Raw genomic sequence first — 22687 nt, 5'->3', positions numbered from 1 at the left:
GTGTCACTTGAGAGCGACACGATACTTTGCTAACGGAGTCCTTCATGTCCAGACGTCTCAGAAGAACCAAGATCGTTACAACCCTCGGTCCAGCCACCGATCGCGACAACAACCTCGAAAAAATCATCGCGGCGGGTGCTAACGTTGTACGACTCAACTTCTCCCACGGCACACCGGAAGATCATCAGCAGCGCGCCAATAAAGTCCGTGAAATCGCGGCGAAACTGGGTCGTCACGTAGCGATCCTTGGCGACCTGCAAGGCCCAAAAATTCGCGTATCGACCTTCAAAGAAGGCAAAGTGTTCCTCAACGTCGGCGATCGTTTCCTGCTGGATGCTGATTTAACCAAAGGCGAAGGCGATAAAGAAAAAGTCGGTATCGACTATAAAGGCCTGCCAGAAGATGTAGTGCCCGGCGATATCCTGCTGCTGGACGACGGTCGCGTGCAGCTGAAAGTGTTGGAAGTTCAGGGCGTAAAAGTGTTCACCGAAGTCACCGTCGGCGGCCCGCTCTCTAACAATAAAGGCATCAACAAACTCGGCGGCGGTCTCTCTGCCGATGCGCTGACCGAAAAAGACAAAGTTGATATCGTTACCGCCGCGAAAATCGGCGTGGATTATCTGGCGGTCTCCTTCCCGCGTAACGGCGAAGATATGAATTATGCCCGCCGTCTGGCGCGCGACGCTGGCTGCGACGCCAAACTGGTGGCGAAAGTGGAACGTGCTGAAGCCGTTGCCTCACAGGAAGCGATGGATGACATCATCCTTGCCTCTGATGTAGTGATGGTTGCGCGTGGCGATTTGGGTGTGGAGATTGGCGATCCTGAGCTAGTGGGTATTCAGAAAGCGTTGATCCGTCGTGCGCGCCAGCTGAACCGCACCATCATCACCGCCACGCAGATGATGGAGTCGATGATTACCAATCCAATGCCAACGCGTGCCGAAGTCATGGACGTGGCGAACGCCGTGCTGGATGGTACCGATGCGGTGATGCTGTCGGCGGAAACCGCTGCTGGCCAGTATCCGGCTGAAACCGTCTCAGCGATGGCGAAAGTGTGCCTCGGCGCAGAGAAAATCCCGAGCGTTAACGTTTCTAAGCACCGCCTGGAAGTGCAGTTCGATAACGTCGAAGAAGCGATTGCCATGTCGGCGATGTATGCTGCCAACCATCTGCAAGGGGTTTCAGCGATCATCACCATGACCGAATCGGGCCGTACCGCGCTGATGACCTCACGTATCACGTCCGGTTTGCCGATCTTCGCCATGTCACGTCACGAACGTACGCTGAACCTGACGGCGCTGTACCGTGGTGTTACGCCAGTGTTCTTCGACAGCAACAACGATGGTGTTGCTGCCGCGCACGATGCAGTGAATTTGCTGCGCGAAAAAGGTTTCCTGGTTTCAGGCGACCTGGTGATTGTCACCCAGGGCGACGTGATGTCGACCACCGGCACCACCAATACCAGCCGTGTTTTGCGCGTAGACTAATACGCACCACCCACAGCGGCTGTAACAACATGGACAAACGCGACTGCCTGGCAGTCGCGTTTTTATTTTTTGACAAGGAGGCCAGATGGCCCGCTATCAACCTATCACTCAACTCACCGGGCGCGTGCTGCTGTTCCCGCTCGCGCTGGTACTCTTCGAGTTCGCCACCTATATCGCGCATGACATGATTCAGCCCGGCATGCTGCTGGTGACGTCTGAATTCAGCGTCGGCCCGGAATGGGTTTCGACCTCGCTGACCGCGTATCTGATGGGCGGCGTGGTGCTGCAATGGCTGCTCGGTCCGCTCTCTGACAAATATGGCCGCCGGCCGGTGCTGCTGTTTGGCATCCTGTTCTTTGCCGCCGCCTGTATTCTGACAACGTGGGTGAGCAGCATTGAGGAGTTTGTCGCGCTGCGCTTTGTGCAGGGTATTAGCCTGTGCTTTATTGGCGCCGTCAGCTACGCAGCGGTGCAGGAAGCCTTTGACGAAGCACTGGCAGTACGCATGATGGCGCTGATGGCCAACGTCGCGCTGCTGGCACCGCTCGCTGGTCCGCTGGCCGGAGCCGCGTGGCTCACCGTTGGCGAGTGGCGCAGCATGTTCTGGCTGTTTGCCATCTGCAGCGTGATTGCGTTTGCCCTGCTGTGGCGCGTCATGCCGGAAACCGCTGGCGATCGCAGTCACTCTATCGCCCTGCCAACGCTGGCGCGCGGCTATGCGCGATTGGCGCGCGATCGTCAGGTGATGTACGGATCTTTTGCCATTGGTTTAGTGTTTATTCCGATCCTGACGTGGGTAGCGCTGTCGCCAGTGATTCTGATGCACGATGAAGGATTGTCACGCATGCAGTATGCGCTGCTGCAGCTACCGGTGTTTCTGGCGATGATTGCCGGCAACATCACGCTCGGCAAACTGGCTGGACGCGTGCCGATTGAGCAGCCGGTGAAGTTTGCCGCCTGGCCGATTCTGATTGGTTTGAGTATTTCGCTGCTGGCTAATTTGCTCGATAGTCACACCTATCTGCTGCTGACCGCCGGGTTAAGCTTGTACGCTTTCGGCGCAGGCATGGTGAATGCCGGTCTGTACCGTTTGACGCTTTACTCCAGCAACGAAGGCAAAGGCAGCGTGGCGGCGATGCTCGGTATGATCAGTATTCTGACCTTAGCGGTAGGCATTGAGCTGGCGAAAAGTGGCTACTTCAGCGGCGGCACACCGTGGTTTAGCGGAATTAACTTCGCCGCTGGCGTGCTGTGGTTTGGTCTGGTGACACTGTTCCTGCGCGAACGTAAACGTCGCAGTCATGTGGCGGCAATAGAATGATAAAGGGGCCAGACGGCCCCATGTTTATTTCCTACGAGGATAAAGATCTTTGCGCGCATAAGGTTCGATATCCCCTTCCTTACGCGTTTTCAGCAGCTTCAGAATCCAGGTGTACTGTTCCGGATGCGGGCGCACGAACACTTCAACTTCTTCATTCATGCGACGCGCAAGCGTATTGTCATCGGCATCCAGCAAGTCATCCATTGGCGGACGCACATAGATTTCCAGACGATGGGTTTCACTGTTATACACCGGGAACAGCGGCACAACGCGTGCGCGGCATACTTTCATCAGGCGGCCCACTGCAGGCAATGTGGCTTTGTAAGTAGCAAAGAAATCCACAAACTCGCTGTGTTCCGGGCCGTGATCCTGGTCCGGCAGATAATAGCCGTAATAACCCTGACGCACCGACGCGATAAACGGCTTAATGCCGTCATTTCGCGCATGCATACGGCCACCAAAACGGCGTCGCACGGTATTCCACAGATAATCCATTAACGGATCGCTTTGATTGTGGAACATCGCCGCCATCATCTGGCCTTCAGACGCCATCAGCATCGCTGGAATATCCACGCCCCAGCCATGCGGCACCAGGAAAATGACGTTTTCTTTGTTGGCCTGCAGTTGCTCAATGATTTCCCGGCCGTGCCAGTCAACACGCTTGCGCACATGCTCGGGATTACGCATGCCCAATTCGGCCATCATCGCCATCGCCTGCGGTGCGGTGGCAAACATACGATCAGCAATCTCTTCGCGCTGCGCTTCACTCAATTCCGGCAGGCAATAATAGAGATTGATCAGCGCACGGCGGCGCGCACTTTTCGCCAGCTTACCGGCGAACTTGCCCAATCCGCCCAGAATCGGATCGCGCACTTTAGCGGGAAGCAATGCCATGCCGGCCAGCGCGCCAACCGCCAACCAACTTCCCCAGTATTTCGGCTTTAAAAAAGAACGTTGAAAAACGGGAATAAACTCGCTGTTATTTTTCTTTCGGGTTTCCATGCACTCGCCTCTGACAATGACCGGTCAATAATAGTGACGGTGGTTAATTTTGCAATCTTCATGCGCCAGATAGCAAAAAACCGACGAAGAATCCGTCGGTTTTTAAGTGTTATGCGCAATTATGCGCTATTTCAGCGTCAACTGCGGCAACCAGGTTTTGACTTGCGCCATGTAAGTGCTGCGATCTTTACCCGTCAGACCCTCCATGCGAGGCAGTTTTGCCGTCAATGGATTCACCGCCTGATTGTTGATCCATACTTCATAATGCAGATGCGGACCGGTTGAACGTCCGGTGTTACCCGACAACGCAATACGATCGCCGCGTTTCACTTTTTGCCCCGGTTTCACCAACGCTTTACTCAGGTGCATATAACGCGTCATATACTGACGACCGTGACGAATTGCTACGTAATTCCCGGCAGCACCGCCGTTTTTCGCCATCACCACTTCACCATCGCCCACGGCTAACACAGGCGTACCAATAGGCAGCGCGAAATCGACACCTTTATGCGGTGCAATGCGGCCGGTTACCGGATTAAGGCGACGCGGATTGAAGTTGGAAGAGACACGATACTGCTTAACCGTAGGGAAACGCATAAAGCCACGCGCTAAACCAGACGCGTTGCGATCGTAGAACTTGCCGTCTTCCGCACGGAACGCGTAATAGTCTTTACCGCCGGTGCGTAAACGCACGCCAAGCAATTGGCTTTGGGCACTTTTGCCATCGAGCATTTCACGAGACATCAGCACACTGAAGTCATCACCGGCGCGTAATTTGCGGAAATCCATCTGCCACTGCATCGCTTTGATGACGTTGCTGGTTTCTGCGCTGGTTAAACCCGCACGCTGGGCACTGGCAGCAAAACTGCCGCGCACTTCACCTTTCAGTACGTTGTTTTGCCACTCACCCTTTTGCAGCTCCTGCTGCATCTTAAAGCTGCCGTTGTCGGCGCGCTGATAAGTACGGGTTTCACGACGATCAATTTCCCAGCTGAAGGTTTGCAGTTGTCCATCAGCATCCAGCGTCCAGCTCAGTTGCTGACCAACGCGCATGTTGCGCAGATCTTTATCGCTACTGACTAATGCGTTGATATCGCCCATCTCAATACCGTACTGATTTAACGCGCTGCTCAGCGTATCACCTGAAGAGACGGTGTACTCATGTACGTTGGGATTGTCCGGAACGTCATTATCAATGTCGTCAGCAGGAATATCGTCGGACGGTTCTTCCGTTGTCTGGTCAATCGGCTCGCTGGCTTCGGGCAACAGCGTGCGCAGTTCGTCTTTATCCAACGTAATGGTTTTCACGATGGGGGCAACATCACGCGGATGGTAAACGTAAGGCCGCCATACTGCGACGGCCAACGTGACAACGGTTAATGAACCCAGCATAACGCGGTGGGGGCGCGGCAAATTGTTAAATGCGAGGGCGACAGAGCGGGCTATCTGCTGCACTTTTACCTATTCCTCATGCTCCATTCAGGCAGCTCGCATACTGGCTTGACAGCTGTGAAAGAAATTTCACGTAGCTGTCTTTGGATAAGCTGATGTCCATACCCAACGGATCTAACGTGCCTTTACGTACGGAAGTTCCACGGGACACGGCATCGATGACGGCCGGTCTGAATTGTGGTTCAGCGAAAACGCAAACGGCTTTCTGCTCAACCAACTGTGTTCGTATTTGATGTAAACGCTGGGCGCCCGGCTGGATTTCAGGATTGACGGTAAAATGACCTAAAGGTGACAAACCGTAATGTTTTTCAAAGTAGCTGTAAGCATCGTGAAAAACGAAATAACCCTTGTTCCGCACAGGCGCGAGTTGCGCGCCGATGTGTTTGTCTGCATCGGCTAATTCTGCCTTAAATTCCTGCAGATTAGCGTCAAGTTTGGCTTTGCTTTGCGGCATAAGTTCCAATAATTTTCCATGGATTGCAACCGCAGATTGTAAGGCCATGTCAGGGGACATCCACAGGTGCATATTAAACTGTCCATGGTGGTGGTGCGCATGAGACCCGTCCTGGTCTTCGGAATTTTCTGAGTCGTGATCGTGAGCGTGACCATGCTCATGTTCCTCATCTTCATCATCGCCGCTAATCAATAGCGGTTTTATGCCCGGCAATGCGGCAATTTCGAGGTTTTTACTGGCGGGTAATTCGGCCGCTGACTTAGTAAGAAAGGCTTCCATCTCTGGGCCTGTCCACACTACTAAGTCTGCGTTTTTAATACGTTTTACATCAGAGGGACGCAAGGCATAATCATGCTCTGAGGCGCCATCAGGCAGCAATACTTCAACCGGCGTAATACCCTCTGCGATAGCCGCTGCGATAAATCCGATAGGTTTGATTGAAGCGACAACTGCGGAGTGCGCGGGTAATGCGCTTGCCGCGCCAATTGCCGCAGCAGTAAGGGTGAAAATCAGGCGCTTTTTATTGTGTAACATAATACGTCATTCCATCGTGAACCGTTGATGGAATGTGATATTATAACATTCGAAATTCTATGCAACCCGTAAATAACATGTCGCCACTTGTTACCCTTGAAAACATTTCTGTGAAGTTCTCCCAGCGTCCGGTGCTTGCAGGTATTAGCCTCGCACTTGAGCCGGGGAAAATTCTCACCCTGCTCGGCCCAAACGGCGCCGGTAAATCCACGCTGGTTCGCGCGGTGTTGGGGCTACTGAAACCCACCAGCGGCAGCGTCAAGCGCGCCGCTGATTTGCGTATCGGCTACGTGCCCCAAAAACTGCACATCGACCCAACGTTGCCGATCACCGTGGAACGCTTTATGCGCCTGTCGCGCGGCACCAAACGCGATGCCATTTTGCCGGCGCTCAAGCGCGTGCAGGCCGGGCACCTGCTGCATGCAACGCTGCAAAAACTCTCTGGCGGTGAGACACAACGTGTTTTGCTGGCGCGTGCATTACTCAATGAACCGCAGCTTTTGGTACTGGATGAGCCGACACAAGGCGTTGATGTCAACGGCCAGGTCGCGCTGTACGATTTGATCGATCAGCTGCGCCGCGAACTGAACTGCGGTGTGCTGATGGTTTCACACGACCTGCATCTGGTGATGGCGAAAACCGACGAAGTGCTGTGTCTCAACCATCACATCTGCTGTTCCGGCACGCCGGAAGCGGTGTCACAACATCCCGAGTTTATTGCGATGTTTGGCCCACGCGGCGCGCAGCAGCTGGCGATTTATCGTCATCATCATAATCACCGTCACGATTTACAGGGACGCATTGTTCTGCGCAAGGGAAATGGCCCGTCATGATTGAACTGTTATTACCTGGCTGGCTGGGCGGCGTGTTGCTGGCGCTGGCGGCCGGTCCACTTGGCTCGTTTGTGGTTTGGCGCCGCATGTCTTACTTCGGCGATACACTCGCGCATGCGTCCTTACTGGGCGTGGCGTTTGGTTTGCTGCTCAACGTGAATCCTTACTATGCGGTGATTTTGGTGACCGTGTGTCTGGCGTTGGGATTGGTGTGGCTGGAGCGACGCCCGCATCTGGCTATTGATACGCTGCTCGGCATTATGGCGCACAGTGCGCTGTCGCTGGGTTTAGTGGTCGTCAGTCTGATGCAAGGCGTGCGTGTCGATCTGATGGCTTACCTGTTTGGCGATCTGCTGGCGGTGACGCCCGATGATTTGTGGATGATGGGCGGCGGCGTGGCGATTGTATTGGCGGTGATGGCGTGGCAGTGGAATTCGTTGTTGTCGATGACCATCAGCCCTGAGCTGGCGCAGGTGGATGGCGTTAACATTCAGCGCACGCGTTTGATGTTGATGCTGGTCACCGCATTAACCATCGGCGTAGCGATGAAGTTTGTCGGTGCTTTGATTATTACGTCGTTGCTGATTATCCCGGCGGCGACGGCACGTCGCTTCTCGCGCTCGCCGGAACAGATGGCCGGTTTTGCGGTAATTGCCGGTATTATCGCAGTGACCGGTGGACTGACCTTCTCCGCCAGCTACGATACGCCAGCCGGTCCTTCAGTGGTGTTATGCGCGGCAGTATTGTTCATCATTAGCATGGCAAAAAAACCGGCGGCATAACGCCGGTTTACTCTTCGCGACTGATACCAAAGTGTTTGTAAGCATGCTGCGTGGCCATCCGGCCACGCGGCGTGCGTTGAATGAATCCTTGCTGGATCAGGAAGGGTTCAATCACATCCTCAATAGTTTCCCGCTCTTCGCCAATCGCCGCTGCCAGGTTATCTAAGCCAACCGGACCACCCGAGAACTTATCGATAATCGCCAGCAGCAGTTTGCGGTCCATGTAATCGAAACCTTGGCTGTCGACGTTAAGCATATCCAGCGCGCTGGCTGATACTTCGCCGCTCAGATTGCCGTTGGCGCGCACTTCCGCAAAGTCACGCACGCGGCGCAGCAGGCGGTTAGCGATACGCGGCGTTCCGCGTGCACGACGCGCTATCTCCAGCGCGCCCTCTTCGCTCAGCGCCAGGCCAAGACAGGCCGCGCTACGACCCACGATATGTTGCAGATCGGGTACGTTATAGAACTCAAGGCGCTGCACGATGCCGAAACGGTCGCGCAGCGGCGAAGTTAAAGAACCGGCACGCGTCGTGGCACCAATCAGGGTAAACGGCGGCAGATCGAGCTTAATCGAACGCGCTGCCGGACCTTCACCAATCATGATATCCAGCTGATAATCTTCCATCGCTGGATACAGCACTTCTTCCACCACTGGCGACAGTCGATGGATCTCATCAATAAACAGCACATCATGCGGTTCGAGGTTAGTGAGCATCGCCGCCAGATCGCCGGCTTTTTCCAGCACCGGGCCGGACGTGGTGCGCAGATTGACGCCCATTTCGTTAGCGACGATGTTAGCCAGCGTAGTTTTACCCAGTCCCGGCGGGCCGAAAATCAGCAGATGATCGAGTGCATCGCCACGCAGTTTCGCAGCCTGGATGAAAATCTCCATTTGCTCGCGCACCTGCGGCTGGCCAACATATTCCGTGAGCAGCTTGGGACGAATGGCACGGTCGAGCGTTTCTTCTTCATTAAAGGGACTGCCCGAGACCAGACGATCGGCTTCAATCATGCTTTACCTCAAATAGCTGCGCGCAGGGCTTCACGAATCAGGGTTTCGCAATCCGCATCCGGTTTACCGACTTTGCTGATCATACGGCTGGCTTCCTGCGGTTTATAGCCCAGAGCCACCAGCGCTGATACCGCTTCGGCTTCAGCATCGTTATTGTCTTGTGCAGCAGATGGCGTGGTCAACGTAAAGGTTGAATCACCACCAAACAGATCGCCGTGCATGCCGATAAAGCGGTCTTTCATCTCCACAATCAAACGCTCGGCGGTTTTTTTACCGACGCCCGGCAGTTTGATCAGCGAGGCAATTTCTTGTCGCTCAACGGCGGTCACGAACTGCTGGGCCGACATGCCAGACAGAATTGCCAGCGCCAGTTTTGGTCCAACGCCATTCACCTTCACCAGCTCGCGGAACAGCGTGCGCTCCTGCTTGTTATTGAAACCGAACAGCAGCTGCGCATCTTCGCGTACCACAAACTGCGTAAAGATAATCGCTTCCTGATTGATCTCCGGCAGCTCGTAAAAGCAGGTCATTGGCATGTGCACTTCATAACCGACACCGTGCGCCTCAATCAACACCAGCGGCGGCTGTTTTTCCAGAATGTTGCCTCGTAAACGACCAATCACCTGAGCAATTCCTTAATCTGATAAGTAAGCCTGTTTATATACCATAAAAAAGGCTGGATGAATATCCAGCCTCATACCGCGTTTCGTTTCCGCTAACCCGATCGCATACGTCCGCGCGTCATCACCAGTTTCGTATCGCTGATACGCGCCGCGTTTTGGCTCATATGGCAATGCGTAATGGCGATGGCCAGCGCATCGGCGGCATCCGCCTGCGGGTTGGCTGGCAGTTTCAGCAAGGTTCGTACCATATGCTGCACCTGACTTTTCTCAGCGCCGCCGGTGCCGGTAACGGTTTGCTTCACCTGGCGCGCCGCGTATTCAAACACTGGCAAATCATGATTCACCGCCGCGACAATCGCCGCACCACGCGCCTGGCCCAGCTTCAGCGCTGAGTCCGCATTCTTGGCCATAAACACCTGCTCGATGGCGAAATAGTCGGGTGAGAACTGGGTGATAATTTCGCTGACGCCCGCGTAGATCAGTTTGAGGCGCGTCGGCAGATCGGTGACGCTGGTGCGGATACAGCCGCTGCCCAGATAGGTAAGCTGGCGGCCGGTTTGGCGAATAACACCGTAACCGGTGACGCGCGAGCCGGGATCGATCCCGAGAATTATCGCCACGGCGCGTCTCCGGTGAGTGGGGTTTTAAGCAACGCCATTACAGCGTTTCTGCGATCTCATCAGAGATTTCACCGTTATGGTAAACTTCCTGCACGTCGTCACAGTCTTCCAGCATGTCGATCAGGCGCAGCAGTTTCGGCGCGGTTTCGGCATCCATTTCGGCTTTAGTGGAAGGGATCATCGAGACTTCAGCCGAGTCGGCTTTCAGACCGCCCGCTTCCAGCGCATCACGCACCGCACCCATCTCTTCCCACGCGGTAAAGACATCAATCGCGCCGTCGTCATAGGCCACAACGTCTTCTGCACCGGCTTCCAGCGCCGCTTCCATCACCGCATCTTCGTCCTGACCTGGCGCGAAGGAGATTACACCCTTCTTACTGAACAGGTAAGAAACCGAACCGTCGGTACCGAGGTTGCCGCCGGTTTTGGTGAAGGCATGACGCACTTCGCCCACGGTACGGTTGCGGTTGTCGCTCAGGCACTCAATCATCACTGCTGAGCCGCCCGGACCGTAACCTTCATAAATGATGGTTTCCATGTTGGAATCATCTTCACCGCCCACGCCGCGTGCGATGGCACGGTTCATGGTGTCGCGCGTCATGTTGTTAGACAGCGCTTTATCCATCGCTGCGCGCAGACGTGGGTTGGAACCCGCATCGCCACCGCCCAGTTTCGCGGCGGTGACCAGCTCACGAATGATTTTGGTGAAGATTTTACCGCGCTTAGCGTCCTGAGCAGCTTTACGATGCTTAGTATTCGCCCATTTACTGTGTCCAGCCATCTTACTTTATCTCCGATCTTTTACTGGGTGCAGGCTATCTTACTTGCGATCTTGTCCCCCGGCAGTGCTCGCAATCCTCACGTACATAAGTACGCTCCGGTTGCTGTGCGCTGGCGGTGAACAACCTCGCGGCGCCGATTACGCCTGACTGTTCGATATTGTTCGGTGCGTTCGTTGAAAACTCACCAGATTCATAAAACTTAATGCATTCGCCACCGGAAAAACGCGCGGCGGCGAGCATTCAGATAAATTCTTCAATCGCCTGGCGGTTACTCCAGGACTTGGTGAGGGCAGCAGCAGCGGCGGGTTCGAGCCAGCGCGCGGCGAGATGCTCGGTGAGCAGCAGGTCGCGTTCTGCGGGTATAGCCAACCTGAACCAGTGTTCGCGATTGTGCGTGGTGCCCGGTGCGTAACGATGGCGATAGTGCGGGAAGATCTCAAACTCGATTTGCTTGTGGCAATCGTCCAGCACTAGCTTTTCGTGCGCAATATCAATGGCAAGTTCTTCTAACACTTCGCGCTGAGCTGCCTGGCGCGGGGTTTCGCCCGCTTCCAGGCTGCCAGTGACCGATTGCCAGAAGCTGTCGTCATCACGTCGCTGCAGCATTAACACCCGGCCGGTATCGCGGGCAAAAATCACCACCAGCACCGAAACCGGATGTTTAAAGCCCATTATTTGTTCTCTGTTTTTTCTTTTTTCGGCGCCACCAGAATGCCGAGGTCCAGCAACGCAGCGGGATTGGCTTCGCTTGGGGCTTCGGTCATCATGCACGCGGCGGCAGTCGTTTTCGGGAACGCGATCACATCACGGATGTTATCGGTGCCGGTCAACAGCATGGTCAGACGATCCAGGCCGAACGCCAGGCCGGCGTGCGGCGGCGTACCGTATTTCAGTGCGTCGAGCAGGAAGCCAAACTTCTCACGCTGCTCTTCTTCAGTAATGCCGAGGATGCTGAATACCGTCTGCTGCATTTTACCATTATGAATACGTACGGAACCGCCACCCACTTCGTAGCCGTTAATCACCATATCGTAGGCATTCGCTACCGCTTGTACCGGATCGGTTGCCAGCTGTTCTGCGCTCAGGTCTTTCGGCGACGTGAACGGATGGTGCATCGCTGCCAGGCCGCCCTCATCATCTTCCTCAAACATTGGGAAGTCGATCACCCACAGCGGCGCCCAGGCTTTGTCATCAGTAATCTGCAGATCGCGGCCCACTTTCAGACGCAGCGCACCCAGCGCATCCGCCACCACTTTGGCGCGGTCCGCACCGAAGAAGATCAGGTCGCCATCTTGGGCGCCAGTACGGTTGAGAATGTCTTCAACGATTTCTGCGCTGAGGAACTTGGCAACCGGGCTCTGTACGCCTTCGAAGCCTTTCGCGCGTTCGTTGATCTTCATCCACGCCAAACCTTTGGCGCCATAAATTTTGACAAATTCACCGTACTCATCGATTTGCTTACGCGTCAGCGCTGCACCGCCCGGTACGCGCAGAGCCGCCACGCGGCCTTTGGCATCATTGGCTGGGCCAGCAAACACCTGGAATTCTACGTTTTTCAGCAGATCGGCAACGTCGACCAGCTCCATTGGGTTACGCAGGTCTGGCTTATCTGAGCCGTAACGGTTCATCGCTTCCGCAAAAGTCATCTGCGGGAAGTCACCGAGATCCACGCCTTTGATATCGATCCACAATTCACGAATCAGACGTTCCATCTTTTCACGCACCTGCTCTGCGGTCATGAAAGAGGTCTCCACGTCGATCTGGGTAAATTCTGGCTGACGATCTGCACGCAGATCTTCGTCACGGAAACACTTAACGATCTGATAGTAGCGGTCAAAACCCGACATCATCAGCAGCTGTTTGAACAGCTGTGGCGACTGCGGCAGCGCGTAGAACTTGCCTTTATGCACGCGGCTTGGCACCAGATAGTCACGCGCGCCTTCAGGCGTGGCTTTGGTCAGCATCGGCGTTTCGATATCGAGGAAACCCTGGTCGTCCATAAAGCGACGCACGAAGCTGGTAATTTTAGCGCGGGTTTTCAAACGCTGCGCCATTTCCGGACGACGCAGGTCCAGGTAACGATAGGTCAGGCGCGCTTCTTCGCTGTTGACCTGGTTAGAGTCCAGCGGCAGCGGTTCAGCGCGGTTGATGATATTCAGCTCGTGGGCAAACACTTCCACTTCGCCGGTCGCCATATCGCTGTTTTTGTTCTTTTCGTCACGTGCACGCACGGTGCCGGTGATCTGGATACAGAATTCGTTACGCAGCTCAGATGCCAGCTGGAAAGCGTCCTGACGATCGGCATCAAAGAACACCTGCGCGATACCTTCACGGTCACGCATATCGATAAAAATCAGGCTACCCAGATCGCGACGGCGATTTACCCAGCCGCAGAGAGTGACTTGCTGACCCACGTGAGACAGATTGAGCTGTCCGCAATATTCTGTACGCATAACGTATCCTTTTAACTTCGCCGCTGCTGCCAGACAGCATCAGGCCGCGTAACCTTCTGAGATGCTGTCGCAAAAAAGGCGGCTATTATAATGGAAAAACCCAGGCAGGATAAGTGGAGCCCGATCAAAGCGGACAAAACATTATGCTTTATCGCGCTGTTTTTCCTGCCGACATCAAAACAGGTTACATTAAGCCGCCCTTTCCCGCCCTAAAGGATTCAGGAGTTCGCGTTGACACTTCGTATTGGATTACCGCAATGGCAGCACGCGCAATGGAAACAGTTCGGTATTGAGACCTTAGCCGATTACGCGCAGCTGTTTGGTTGTGTGGAAGGTAATACCACGTTGTATGCGCTGCCAAAGCCGGAAGTGGTGCTGCGCTGGCGCGACATGACGCACGACGATTTCCGTTTCTGCTTCAAGTTTCCCGAAAGCATCAGCCATAAAGCGGCTCTACGCGACTGTGATGAGTTGCTGAATGAGTTTTTCCGTCTGCTCGATCCGCTCAGCACGCGCATCGGTCAATACTGGCTGCAGCTGCCGGCGGCGTTTTCACCGGCTCAGCTCGGCGATTTGTGGTCTTTTCTCGATAGTTTGCCGCGCAATTTCCGCTATGGCGTCGAGGTGCGGCATCAGGCATTTTTCGCCAAAGGAGATGCTGAACGCGCGCTGAATCGCGGTTTGCTGGAGCGTCAAATTAATCGGGTGATGCTTAAGTTTACTTCCTTATGATACACTTTCATATGTGTAACTCTTGAGGTGCGGCAACCATGCCAAAGGCTATTTCTTACATCCGATTTTCAACCAGAAGCCAGATTACTGGAGACTCAACCAAGCGACAAAGTAAGCTGATTCAGAAATGGCTTGAGGACAATCCACATTATCACCTTGATGAAAGCATGCGTTTTCAGGATCTCGGTATAAGTGGTTACTCTGGAGCCAATGCAAAATCTGGTGCCTTTGGTGAGTTCCTTGCCGCTGTGGAATCTGGCTACATCGAGCGTGGATCGGTGTTGCTCGTCGAAAGTCTGGACAGGGTTTCAAGACAGGATATTGATAAAGCTGGTGAACAACTGAGAAAGATACTCAGAGCAGGCGTAGAAGTGGTCACGCTGGTTGATGGTAGTTGGTATAAGGAAGAAAGCCTCAGAGACAGCCTTTCGATGATTAAGGCCATGCTTGTTATGGAACGGGCACACGAGGAATCATTAACCAAGTCAAAACGTCTAAGATCTGCATGGGCAAACAAGCGCAAAGAAGCAGAATCAACCGGCAAGATAATGTCTCGTCGCTGTGTAGCGTGGCTGAGAGTCTCTGAAGACGGGCAAGAATTCGAACAGATACCCGAAAACGTAAAAGCTGTACAGCGTGTTTTCCAGCTTCGGCTTGATGGTCTCTCACATGTGAAGATCGCCAAAGCAATGAACGAAGAAGGCTTCGCTACCCTTAATCAGTACAAGTCGCAAGCTGGTGTCTGGTCACAGTCTACGGTTACCGAACTTCTGAGCAATCGCGCGGTTATTGGCTTCAAAGTTCCATCAAAGTCAATGGTTGTTAAAGGTGTGCAGGAGATTCCAGATTACTACCCCGCCATTGTCACACAAGAACAGTTTTATGCGGTACAGCAACTTAAAACAGGTACTGGACGCAGACCCTCATCTGACAAGCCATTGCTGACGAATCTCTTTAAAGGGGTTATGCGCTGTTCTAAGTGTGGTTTCATCATGATCGTTACTGGAGTCACTTCAAAGAGGTCGGGCAATTATAGATGCTCAATGAAGTATGAAGGGCGCTGTGACGCAATGGGTATATCCAGGTTAAAGACTGATAAATCACTGGTTCAGGGTCTGCTGTACAACGCTCACAGATTGAATCTGAACAGCGATAACGGAAAAGTAATAGGTGAGCTTCAATCTTCGCTGGAAACTCTTCAGAAGCAGCGTGAGAGGCTTGTTAAGCTGGCTATGCTAACTGACGACACTGAAGCGATTGCTGATGAATTACGTACGCTGAACAAGCAGATTAAAGAGGCTGAAAAGGCAGTTGCTGAAGCCCATCAGCGCAATCAGTCAAGTAAACTGGATACTATCAATCATCTTGATTTAACTGTTAAAAAGAACAGGGTTGAAGCGCAAATCATTATTAAACGCATGATCCGTAGTATATCAGTCGATACAGCTAAGAAGGTTTGCAAGATTGAGTTCCATAACGGTCTTATGTTCCATGATTACCCACTGGACAGGGTTATTGATGGTGCCAGAGATCTGGAACTACTACCTGTCATGGGTTACTCAGAAATCAGATTTGGTAAAGGTAACCACCACATACCGAATCACGTGTTGATATCTACTGCGCCTGATTGGGTTAAAGAGTCAGAATAAAAAATGATATTTTCGGACTCTGTATTTATGTTCAACCAGAGTCCACTTAATTACACATTCTTGATTGTTGTAGCGTAAATCATCAATTTGAGCTTCAAATATATAACCTCAATGCTCTCTGATGGTTTGAAATCATAATGATTATGGCTATATTCATTGAAGTTTCTAATAAACATGGGCAATAAGGGGTCATATCTGCTATTAGATATTGACGATAAGACCTTTGAAATGTCGTACTGCAAATGGTATTTTGGCAGGGAGTTTGGCAAAAGGTAATCATATTTCAATTCAATCATATTCATTGATTGTATGTTTTTCCTTAATTCATTTATCAACTGCAAAAGTTCCGCTTTGTAATCCTGTTCTTCTACCTTGAGATGTGGTTCAGTCAATTCAGTTCTGAATAATAATGCCAACTCCCAAAGCATACCCTGATAATAATCACTACCTGATCTGATTTCATTCTCTTGTGACAAAATATCAATTTCATCAAGTGTATTATCGGTCTCAGGAATAACCTTACTTGCCAATGTTAAACAGTGAGCCTGATATAATGAATCAAGTTTTTGCTCAAGTTGGAACAGATACTCATAGCGCTCTTTTGCATATATCAACAATTCCTTGATGTAGAGACCAACATGAATATCATCTTTACCGGGAATATTGCTGTACAAATTTACTGTAAAATCTTCGCCCTTAAAAGAATGATCATGAGGCCAACTTGCAAACATTCTTTCCCCTTGGTCACCCTTCAAAGATGTTGGGTGTGCTCCAAATATGGCTCTTATTTCTCGAAAGTAGTCATCATCATCACAATGCTCGAGATGTTGAACTTTATTTTTAAATATCTTTGACTGCCCCTTAAAAGGCCAATTCTTCATATTCCCATCAATTATAATACGATGTAATTGAGTTAAGGACTCATGTATTATATCTATAGAAGAAATCAAAGAATATATTTGCATGGCTTTAACATCCATGTCTTTTGAAATCTCTGGATAGTTATTAATATATCTAACTGTTACAGTAATCCAATCCATGCAACTGCAAATAGCATTCCAGAGGTTTTTGCCATTTCTGTTTTTAAAGTAATCACATACAAAATGGTCATTACTATTAACTACATCACGAAATTCGCTTATAATTTCAGGGTTTATTTCAACTTGATAGTCTTGGAGAAGGGTAGACATTTTAACATCCTTGTGACTGTTTATCTAATGACCATTATTGAGCTTTGTGTATTCCTATTTCAAGTGTAAATTGCTGGTGGGTTATGAAAAAACACCTTTTAAAGAATGTTATCCGAAATCAGATAAATGAAAACCCTGTACAGCTTTCACTGAACAGGGTCACATATTGCTAACGCATTAGAAGAGATGGGCTAAATCCAGCGTTATTTCCTGCACCTTGCCACGATCCCTGTAGACCTTGAGCAGACATCATCTGAACCTCATGCTGCTGCTGTACTGCATCCAGAGCGATTCTCTGCACCGTTCCGTCAGGCATGGTCACATCGAGCTTGCCATTATTAGTGACTTCAATTTTCAGAGGCGCAAAACTGAACTGCATCTTCTGAGATGGTAGCGCCATAGCAGGGTTGTTTGTCAGTAACGGAGGATATACAACAGCAGACATATTTGAAGTAGCAGCCAGTGCATTGCTTTGGAAGAAGGACAACACTTTATCGAGTGGGGAATCCTTGATCACATTGCCACCGTGTGTGGTCTCCGTACCATCTGCACCACCCCATCCCCATTGCTTATGTGCAAACTTTTGGAACTGTGGGATCCATTCATCAAACATCATGTCGCCCAACTCTTTACCAAGGACTACCGCTGCTGCAATGCCAAATGTACGGCCTGCTGCCCCGGCAATCTCACCTGCTGATCCTAATCCAGCCAATTTACCAACTTTGGAGATACCCGCTAAGGCAAGCTTACCAGCGACAACTGCAATCAATACGTCAAACCACTGATTGAACACTCCTGAGAGCTTCTGGAGATTATCTTGGGTAGATTTGTCGAGACCACTGTAAAACTTATCCCAATCCTCTGAATATTTACCTGCATAACCTGAGACGTTCATCGCTGCTTGGTTGGCATTCTCAGCCACATCTGAGAGACGGTCTGCGAAATAGCCTACCGCTTTAGATACAGGTGTGAGGGTTGAACCAAGCTGATCAGCTGAATTTGTCAGAGTAGCGAACAGACGAATCATGGGCTTTTCCATGCTGTCGAAGAAGTCACGCTTGGCAAACTGTAATGAGCCTGCGAGACGACCTTGAGCGGCAATGATGTTGTTATGTGCCATAGCCTTTTGTTGCTCTGTAGGCTTCATCACTTTCATTGCATCTTCGACGAATGCAGAACCCGGTACAGTTTTGTAGTATTCCTTAAGTTCGGAGCTGTTCTTCAGACCGTGCAGCTTCTGCAAACCTTTCACCAATGCTGGTGAGGCGTTGACAATCTGCATGAAATCTTGCCCCATAAGGTGTGCTGAGACAGCGACCTGCTGGAGTGCATAGTTAAGACGTCCCACAGCCTGTGCATCCATACCTGTTGTATGTGCGAAGACGGATTCATTCTCGAACAATTCAGCAATCTTGTCGTTCGTAAAACCGTCAGGCATGGTCATTCGCATCTGCGCCATATGCTCGCGTGTCTGAAGTGGGTCGAGACCGTAACTGTGAGAGACATCATCTGCTTTCTGGGTCATGCGTGTATTTTCTGCTTCATCACCATAGGCAACAACTCCCATTGTATGCGCTTGCTGGAACTTACCTCCGATAGTGATGCTTTCCTGAAGGAAATTAAGAGCTTTGTTAAGCGCGAAGAAGCCAGCCAGAAGCCCTGTAGCACCATCTGTAAGACGGGATAACCCAGCGCCAGCGTTAGACGCTTCAAGGGCCTGTAAACGGGCTGCTGCACGCTGCTGCGATGCTAAACGCTGACCTTGAGCAAACTCATAATTTAGACTTCTAAGATTTTGACGGAAGCCTCTCATATCCTGCGATGCCGTGTGCTCCATTCTTAAACGCTCAAGGCGAGATCTGTACTGCGCTGCCCTGTCAGCATCACGTAGCTGTAAATTGCCATAGAACGGACTTGTGATCTGTCTCTGATGAAGATCTTGGATTGCCTGTCGAGGGTTTCTCTGATGGCGGGACTGCCCAGGTCTTGGAAGTGGTGGTAAAGGCGGGTTCGATTGCCCACGGATACGGTAGCTTTCACGGATTGCTCTTCCAACATCACGAGCGGCTGCATTACCTTCCCTACGGTAACGGTCAAACATCCCAGAGTTACCGTTGCCAACGTTAAATGCCCCCTGGAGAGAACGGTTAATGTTTCTGCTGGCTTGTTCCGCTCTGCGTTCAATATTTTTAAAAGTCTTTTCCATGCCACGTGAATAATCTTTGGAGAAAGTTCGGTTGAGAGACTTTTCCATTCTCGTTGCGATTGGCATGATTTGTTTCTCGAGTTTCTGAAGCCCCTTGAGAACCTTCTCAGAGAAACCCAACTCGATGATAAATTCATCAACTGTCTGTGCCATTGTTTGGGCCTTATTAATAAAAAGGCCCACGGCAGTTAAGCGTGAGCCTTATGGGTCTTGATTGTGTTTATTTGCGTGTCGCACGTTTCACACTGTCCGAAATGAGGTCATCAAAGGAAGGGATTGCTGCAAGTGCATCACGCGCTGATTGCTTAGCTTCAGTCAGCTTTCTGGCTGCTGCTTTGCGCTTTTCAATAAGGCGCTGGAGCTGGTGGTGATACTCCTGACGTGAGGCTGCAAGAGCTTCTGAAGATTGCGCATAGCTCTGAACATTTGGGACATCTACAGGGATATATACCAGAGTAAAGGAGCCTTGTGCTGGAGCGAGTGCACCGTTAACTAACTGGATTCCACCACCATTAGAGCGACGCTCAACAAGTCTGTATCCTTCGATGTCAATGTGACCACCCGACAGTAAAGTGTTGAAATGGTAGTCACCGGCAACCTGTAGAGTCTTTATATGAGGGTGCTTCAGACGGTATGCATATTCAGCCTGAACCTTTGCACGAAATGTTGACTCAGACTCTTCAAACTCGGTCACCGCGTCACAGTGTGATTCATGCTGAGAAGCCAGTTTCTGGATAATCGGTGTCCAGTAGCGTTCCAGAGCAAGACGTTTTTCTGAAGGAAGAAGATCATCGTAGGCTGACTGCAGGTCAACTTTTGCCTGTTCTCTGAGCACCTTCTCAGAGGCAATCTGTTGGTCTGCCTTTTGGCTGATCCTTTTTTCTGCATCTGCATCAACATCTGGTACATACTGTTGGTCATACTTGATATGTGCAGCACCATTCAGTGTATGGATATCAACGTTAAAGTCTTTAACGGGGCCAATATGTTGAACAGGGTTACCGCTGTGTGTTGTAATTTTCATTATGTGATTCTCAATGCTGTGTAGCGTTTGCGGGGAATAGATTTGTTTTAGGCACTGGAATAGATCGGTATTTGTCGATCATGTTTTCCATAGCATCACGTGCCTGGTGATAGAGCTTGATAGCCATTTCTTCTGATTCCTGTGGGTTAAAACCCATCAGTAGAAACATGTCAGCAAAACCTGCGATTAATTTCTCAGGGTGTTTATAGATACCCGTTAGTGCTTCTGCTGCACTGGCGTTTTCAAGATCGATTACGAAGCCTTTTGAAAGGTCGAGCTGATCTTTCCACTGGATAATATTGTTCATTTACAAACCAGCCTTCGCAGCATTCGCAGCGGCATTTAAAAGTTCGCGTTGGAAGTCCGGGCTATTAATCACAGACATCAATGCAGCGTGACGTTGTTCTTTAGTAGGGCGCGGAGTTGGCATGAAAAGTTCAGGTGGGATAACCGTTTTTGATGGATTTTGAATCTCATTCAGGATCAGAGGCTGGATCTCATCTGCAATCACTTTCCTGCGTGCTTTTACCCTTTCAGCTTGTTCATCGTATTCATTGTTCATTTACAAACCTCTTTTTGGATTTCTTCAGCACGTTGCTGAAGCTGCTGGAGTTCATTAAACAGTTCAGGTTTATCGCGCATCACACGTGCGGTGACGATATTGTTTAACAGTGTCACAACATCGGGGCCAAATGACTCAGGGTTGCTTTGTAGTTGCTGAGCAGCGAACTGTGTGTAGTGGGCGATGTTCTTGCTACAGATATTGATCTTGCGGTTGACGCTCACCAGTTCGGATTCCATTTCGGCCTTCTGTTCGATTTGTTCGCGTTGCTGGTCAAGAGTGGTCACGCTGCTGGACTCGTGCTGTGATTCCATGAGTTGGAGTAGTTCAGAGACTGACATCATTCTGTGCCTCCAAATACGTTTCCAGACGACACACTGCGACTACAACAAGGGTTGTTAAAAGTGCTGGGATCATTTGCGGGGATACCTTTTGATAATGGATAAAAAATTGTCGCCAGCCCGATTATCAGGATGACGACTAAATGTATAAATTCAGGAATGAATACAACCAAGTATTCGCAAAGACTGCTGCAACCGTGAAGAACCCCGCAAAGGCACGGGAACAGTTTTGCACCTGCGCTTGACCCGCTGGAGTAACGGTAGACACAGGATTTCGACAGACAAAGTATCTTTGCGAATATGGCTGATGGAGTGTTTTAAAATAGGCGGTGAAGCAGAAGTCACCGCACTATGGGCATCTTGAAGAGAGTGGCGTTAACTGACCAGTTAACAGATTACAAGGAAATTTTAACATAATGGTAACATTTGTCAAGCTTTATGTGTTGACTTGTCGTTAGATAAGTGATATGGGCAAGCAATTTAATGATACGCTATAACCTTCACTATTCGTATATCTGTGAGCAGGTTCAGTTGGAAGAGCGCGGAACATCGAGGCTTGAGCGCGTACATCACGCATTGCTCGTTGACGTTTGATTTCGCGCTGGCGATCTTCCTCAGAACAGTTTCTATTGTACTGAATCTCGGATTTGGAAAGTTTATCAGACATTGATGGTGACCTTTTGGGCAGGATAATTTGTTGTTTTCAGATTCTTTTCTAAAAAATCTGGAGGGATGGATTTAACCGGGATGATTGCTGGAGGGGGAAATATTTTTGGTCGAAAGTATGCGGTTATGTGCTTAGAGAACCCAGACTTAAGCTAAGCCCTCTGTGCAGAATATTAAAATATGGCGAACAGAATATTACCAGAGTGTGGCTCATGGCTTCTGGTTGAATCTGGTCACACAACCACTCGATCTAACCATAGATAGCCATCAAGCCAAAGTTTTAAGGACTTTGTTTACGAGACCTACAGAACAGCCTGAGAGTTTCGCTAATTCCTTCTGAGACATTGTTGGGAACTTGGCACGGTTAACCAGGATCTTCGAACGTAGCACCGTGTCTGCTGCCCTACCCTTATACAGACCAGCCTCTTTAGCCTTCTGAATACCCTGAAGCTGACGCTGTTTACGCTTCTCATAATCTTCACGAGCCATCGTAGCGAGGATCTCAACCAGCATCTGATTAATCGCCTTCATGATCCCATCAGTAACAGCGTTACCCGTTTGCATATTCATGTAGCTGGTGGGTACGTCTGCGATTACGAGTCTTAACCCACGTTCAGTGAGCAGTGTCTTGAGTTGTTCCCACTCTTCAGCGGATAAGCGGGTCAGGCGGTCTGTAGACTCAACTAAGAGGACATCATTCTTACGGGCATCCTTGAGCAGTCTGTTTAACTCTGGGCGCTGCAACGATGCGCCTGATGCGTTATCGACGTATTCATTGATGATGTTCAGATTATGTTCAGCAGCAAACTGAAGCATAGACTCACGAGCACGGTTAGCGTCCTGTTCCACTGTACTGGCCCTGAGATATAGCAGCGTATCCATATTAACCCCTGATGATATTCACGTTAAGTTGATTTAGACCCATTATACGTGAATCACTCACGATAAATCAATAACAGGAC

At 50.8% G+C, this 22687-nt stretch carries 21 protein-coding genes and 1 pseudogene; 6 read left to right on the top strand and 16 right to left on the bottom strand.

Annotated elements, in window-relative coordinates; all coding sequences use genetic code 11:
• Positions 1 to 44 precede the first annotated feature (44 nt).
• Entirely contained in the window at positions 45 to 1487 is a 1443-nt protein-coding gene (pyk, locus tag KVT28_RS01185) for a pyruvate kinase (protein ID WP_101764163.1), read from the top strand.
• An 85-nt stretch (positions 1488 to 1572) separates the two neighbouring features.
• The gene (locus tag KVT28_RS01180) at positions 1573 to 2808 is read left to right on the top strand and encodes an MFS transporter (protein WP_101764162.1); all 1236 of its coding nucleotides are present in this window, start codon (positions 1573 to 1575) and stop codon (positions 2806 to 2808) included.
• A gap of 24 nt (positions 2809 to 2832) precedes the next feature.
• Here KVT28_RS01180 and lpxM read toward each other — a convergent pair whose 3' ends face one another.
• The 3 genes from lpxM to znuA form a co-directional block, all read right to left on the bottom strand.
• Positions 2833 to 3810: a lauroyl-Kdo(2)-lipid IV(A) myristoyltransferase gene (lpxM, locus tag KVT28_RS01175; protein ID WP_217546434.1), complete on the bottom strand. Its 978-nt coding sequence runs from the start codon at positions 3808 to 3810 to the stop codon at positions 2833 to 2835.
• A gap of 126 nt (positions 3811 to 3936) precedes the next feature.
• On the bottom strand, positions 3937 to 5265 hold the full coding sequence (gene mepM, locus KVT28_RS01170) for a murein DD-endopeptidase MepM (protein WP_110866308.1): 1329 nt from the start codon (positions 5263 to 5265) through the stop codon (positions 3937 to 3939).
• Between the two features lie 13 nt (positions 5266 to 5278).
• Positions 5279 to 6250 carry a zinc ABC transporter substrate-binding protein ZnuA gene (gene znuA / locus KVT28_RS01165; protein WP_110866309.1) on the bottom strand — a complete coding sequence of 324 codons (972 nt, stop codon included), beginning with the start codon at positions 6248 to 6250 and terminating at the stop codon, positions 5279 to 5281.
• 77 nt (positions 6251 to 6327) lie between these two features.
• On the opposite strand from znuA, the gene znuC reads away from it, so the two are divergent.
• Together znuC and znuB are read left to right on the top strand one after the other, a co-directional pair.
• The gene (gene znuC, locus KVT28_RS01160) at positions 6328 to 7083 is read left to right on the top strand and encodes a zinc ABC transporter ATP-binding protein ZnuC (protein WP_101764609.1); all 756 of its coding nucleotides are present in this window, start codon (positions 6328 to 6330) and stop codon (positions 7081 to 7083) included.
• Entirely contained in the window at positions 7080 to 7865 is a 786-nt protein-coding gene (gene znuB / locus KVT28_RS01155; RefSeq protein ID WP_101764158.1) for a zinc ABC transporter permease subunit ZnuB, read from the top strand. The genes znuC and znuB overlap by 4 nt, the downstream gene beginning before the upstream one ends.
• Before the next feature lie 7 nt (positions 7866 to 7872).
• On the opposite strand, the gene ruvB is transcribed toward znuB, so the two are convergent.
• The 6 genes from ruvB to aspS all read right to left on the bottom strand — a co-directional run bounded on the left by ruvB (position 7873) and on the right by aspS (position 13355).
• Positions 7873 to 8877, bottom strand: a complete 1005-nt coding sequence (gene ruvB, locus KVT28_RS01150) for a Holliday junction branch migration DNA helicase RuvB (RefSeq protein ID WP_217546432.1) — start codon at positions 8875 to 8877, stop codon at positions 7873 to 7875.
• Between the two features lie 8 nt (positions 8878 to 8885).
• Entirely contained in the window at positions 8886 to 9500 is a 615-nt protein-coding gene (gene ruvA, locus KVT28_RS01145) for a Holliday junction branch migration protein RuvA (RefSeq protein WP_007889559.1), read from the bottom strand.
• 92 nt (positions 9501 to 9592) lie between these two features.
• Positions 9593 to 10120 carry a crossover junction endodeoxyribonuclease RuvC gene (gene ruvC / locus KVT28_RS01140; protein WP_008110486.1) on the bottom strand — a complete coding sequence of 176 codons (528 nt, stop codon included), beginning with the start codon at positions 10118 to 10120 and terminating at the stop codon, positions 9593 to 9595.
• A 37-nt stretch (positions 10121 to 10157) separates the two neighbouring features.
• Entirely contained in the window at positions 10158 to 10901 is a 744-nt protein-coding gene (locus KVT28_RS01135) for a YebC/PmpR family DNA-binding transcriptional regulator (protein ID WP_007889557.1), read from the bottom strand.
• 241 nt (positions 10902 to 11142) lie between these two features.
• Positions 11143 to 11574, bottom strand: a complete 432-nt coding sequence (gene nudB, locus KVT28_RS01130) for a dihydroneopterin triphosphate diphosphatase (protein WP_008110490.1) — start codon at positions 11572 to 11574, stop codon at positions 11143 to 11145.
• Positions 11574 to 13355, bottom strand: a complete 1782-nt coding sequence (gene aspS, locus KVT28_RS01125) for an aspartate--tRNA ligase (RefSeq protein ID WP_101764156.1) — start codon at positions 13353 to 13355, stop codon at positions 11574 to 11576. Before aspS ends, nudB begins: the two co-directional genes overlap by 1 nt.
• A gap of 231 nt (positions 13356 to 13586) precedes the next feature.
• Between aspS and KVT28_RS01120 the strand changes: the two are divergent.
• Both KVT28_RS01120 and KVT28_RS01115 read left to right on the top strand, forming a co-directional pair.
• Positions 13587 to 14069: pseudogene (locus tag KVT28_RS01120) on the top strand (DUF72 domain-containing protein); the annotation flags it as partial.
• A 56-nt stretch (positions 14070 to 14125) separates the two neighbouring features.
• The gene (locus KVT28_RS01115) at positions 14126 to 15736 is read left to right on the top strand and encodes a recombinase family protein (protein ID WP_217546430.1); all 1611 of its coding nucleotides are present in this window, start codon (positions 14126 to 14128) and stop codon (positions 15734 to 15736) included.
• A gap of 50 nt (positions 15737 to 15786) precedes the next feature.
• Here KVT28_RS01115 and KVT28_RS01110 read toward each other — a convergent pair whose 3' ends face one another.
• From KVT28_RS01110 to KVT28_RS01080, 7 genes are all read right to left on the bottom strand, one after another.
• Positions 15787 to 16926: a hypothetical protein gene (locus KVT28_RS01110; RefSeq protein ID WP_217546428.1), complete on the bottom strand. Its 1140-nt coding sequence runs from the start codon at positions 16924 to 16926 to the stop codon at positions 15787 to 15789.
• Positions 16927 to 17095: 169 nt separating this feature from the next.
• The gene (locus KVT28_RS01105; RefSeq protein ID WP_217546425.1) at positions 17096 to 19285 is read right to left on the bottom strand and encodes a hypothetical protein; all 2190 of its coding nucleotides are present in this window, start codon (positions 19283 to 19285) and stop codon (positions 17096 to 17098) included.
• Between the two features lie 67 nt (positions 19286 to 19352).
• Positions 19353 to 20156, bottom strand: coding sequence for a hypothetical protein (locus KVT28_RS01100; RefSeq protein WP_217546423.1), 804 nt, complete (start codon positions 20154 to 20156; stop codon positions 19353 to 19355).
• A 10-nt stretch (positions 20157 to 20166) separates the two neighbouring features.
• Positions 20167 to 20463, bottom strand: coding sequence for a hypothetical protein (locus KVT28_RS01095; RefSeq protein WP_217546420.1), 297 nt, complete (start codon positions 20461 to 20463; stop codon positions 20167 to 20169).
• A complete protein-coding gene (locus KVT28_RS01090) occupies positions 20464 to 20718 on the bottom strand; it encodes a hypothetical protein (protein ID WP_217546418.1) in 255 nt (84 codons plus the stop codon). It lies immediately after the preceding gene.
• Positions 20715 to 21062, bottom strand: a complete 348-nt coding sequence (locus KVT28_RS01085; protein ID WP_217546416.1) for a hypothetical protein — start codon at positions 21060 to 21062, stop codon at positions 20715 to 20717. Before KVT28_RS01085 ends, KVT28_RS01090 begins: the two co-directional genes overlap by 4 nt.
• Positions 21063 to 21992: 930 nt before the next feature.
• Positions 21993 to 22607 carry a recombinase family protein gene (locus KVT28_RS01080; protein ID WP_217546414.1) on the bottom strand — a complete coding sequence of 205 codons (615 nt, stop codon included), beginning with the start codon at positions 22605 to 22607 and terminating at the stop codon, positions 21993 to 21995.
• Between the last annotated feature and the right edge of the window lie 80 nt (positions 22608 to 22687).

The organism is Pantoea sp. GbtcB22 (assembly GCF_019091025.1).
In the GTDB taxonomy this organism is placed as follows: Bacteria; Pseudomonadota; Gammaproteobacteria; order Enterobacterales; family Enterobacteriaceae; genus Pantoea; species Pantoea leporis.
Note: the sequence above shows the minus strand (reverse complement) of the source record. Positions and strands in the feature narration are given on the sequence as shown.